This is a genomic window from Streptomyces sp. HSW2009 (genome assembly GCF_040240285.1).
Classification (GTDB): domain Bacteria; phylum Actinomycetota; class Actinomycetes; order Streptomycetales; family Streptomycetaceae; genus Streptomyces.
Genome location: NZ_JBEHZD010000886.1, coordinates 1 through 2,071 on the forward strand (window position 1 = coordinate 1; position 2,071 = coordinate 2,071).

Consider the following 2,071-nt stretch of genomic DNA (forward strand, 5'->3'; position numbering starts at 1 on the left):
CCTGGCGCACGCCCCAGCTCTGGCTGACGGCGGCGACCAGGGCGAGCCCCCGGCCGTGGGGGGCCCGCGGGCCCGGGGGGGGGGGGCCCGGGGGGGGCGCCGGGGGGGGCGCGCCCCCCCCCGGGGGGGGGGGGCCCCGGGGGCGCGACCCGGGGCGCGCGGGCGGGGGCGGCCGCGCTCGGCGGCCCGCTCCAACCGCGCGGCCTCGGCGGCATCCAGGCCGAGCGCCTGCGCCAGGGCCTGCACGGTGCGCCGCTGCGGGCCGCGGGTACGCCCCCGCTCCAGGTCGGCGAGTGCCCGCACGCTCACCCCGGCGGCCTGGGACAGCGCCTCTTGGCTGAGCCCGGCGCGGCTGCGCAGTGCGAGCAGGTGCTGCCCGAAGTCCCTGGCGGGAGGGTCAGTGGCCATGGTTTGCGGTCCCCGATCGTGGGCCCGCACGGTCTGGGCCCCGGCAGAAGTATGACGGACATTACTTCTGCCGGTAGAACCGCCTGGGCAGCGGGTACGCGCCGTGGTCGACTAGCGGTGGCGGTGCCGGTACGCGGCCCCCTCCGGGCGGATTGCTCCGATGAGGGTCCACCAGCACGCGGCTGGCGGCTCTCCTGCTGCGCCGTACCGACCGCCCCAGCTCCCGGCACCGGTGCCTGAACCACACCGGCGCCCCACTGCCGTGCCCGTACCGGGATCGCTCCCGGCCGACGAACTGACCAGCGTCGGAGGCACGACACCGGATGGCGGCCAGGCCACCCGGCAGGCAGTGGCGCACGGCGACACGGGCACGCCCCGACGGTGCCGGGAGCACAGCGGTGCGTACGGACCAGGGGTGTGTCCGTACGGTGCAGGGCGAGCGGTCGCCGGTGGGCCAGGTGCCGGCCGGCGGCAGTGGGAAGCGGTGGGTGCGTGCCGGGGTAGGCGGTGATGGGGCGGGCAGGGCTCGTGCTGGGCGAGGGGGCAGCGCGAGGCGACGACCTGACCCGTGTGTGTCACCGCGTACCCCGGGACGCCGCGGTGGGTGGCCTCGGTGGGGGCACCCCGTACGACCGGGCGGTGTGAGCGCTCGGCCGGCCGCGCACCCCGCCGTCTCGCCCTGCACACCGCATCACCATCACCATCGCCATCGCCTCAGTGCCTGTCGAACCGCGTCTGCGCTCCCGCGCCGCGCACCACCGTCACGATCTCGACTCCGTCACCGGGCTTCCCACCGGAGCGCGGCCATGCACCCCGTCACACGACCCTGCACGGCACATGACGCCCCGTCGGCGCACCCGGCCGGCCAGGACGCGCCACCCGCACCCTCCCCTCATGTGCACCAGTGCGCACATAATGACCGAGTGACGGCACCGTACGCCTCCGGTGCCGGGAGGGAGAGCAGGCATGCCGTCCGTGCTGCACCACCCCGGCTACCGCCGCCTCTTCACCGCACAGGTGATCGCGCTCGTGGGCACCGGACTCGCGACCGTGGCACTGAGTCTGCTGGCCTACGACATCGCGGGCGCCGACGCCGGATCGGTCCTCGGCACCGCGCTGGCGATCAAGATGGTGGCGTACGTGGCGCTCGCCCCGCTCATCAGCGCGCTGGCCCACCGGATGCCGCCCCGCCCCCTGCTGGTCGGCGCCGACCTGGTGCGCGCACTGGCCGCCCTCGCCCTGCCGTTCGTCACCGCGGTCTGGCAGGTCTACGTGCTGATCCTGGTGCTCCAGGCGGCGTCGGCCACCTTCACCCCCGCGTTCCAGTCGCTCATCCCGCACCTGCTGCCCACCGAGGACGCGTACACCCGCGCCCTGTCGCTGTCCCGCCTCGCGTACGACCTGGAGGTGATCGTCAGCCCGGTACTGGCCGCCGCGCTGCTCACCCACTTCCGCTACGACTGGCTCTTCCTCGGCACCGTCGCGGGCTTCCTCGGCTCGGCCTGGCTCGTCCTGACCACGGCGCTCCCCCGCGTCCCGGCGCCGACCCCCGCCCCGGCGCCGGGGGCCCCCGCGGGGGGGGGCCCCCCCCCCCCGCGGGGCCCCGGCCCCCCCCCGGCCCCCCGCGCCCGGGCCCCCCCCCGCCGGGCGGGCCGGCGGCGCC

The 2,071-nt window shown here is 77.2% G+C and carries 2 protein-coding genes; one reads left to right on the plus strand and one right to left on the minus strand.

From position 1 onward, the window contains the following. A partial coding sequence (locus AAHZ94_RS33225; RefSeq protein WP_349997425.1) for a helix-turn-helix transcriptional regulator occupies positions 1-408 on the minus strand: 408 nt, incomplete at its 3' end. 966 nt (positions 409-1,374) lie between these two features. Here AAHZ94_RS33225 and AAHZ94_RS33230 point away from each other — a divergent pair. Further along, a partial coding sequence (locus AAHZ94_RS33230; protein ID WP_349997426.1) for an MFS transporter occupies positions 1,375-2,071 on the plus strand: 697 nt, incomplete at its 3' end.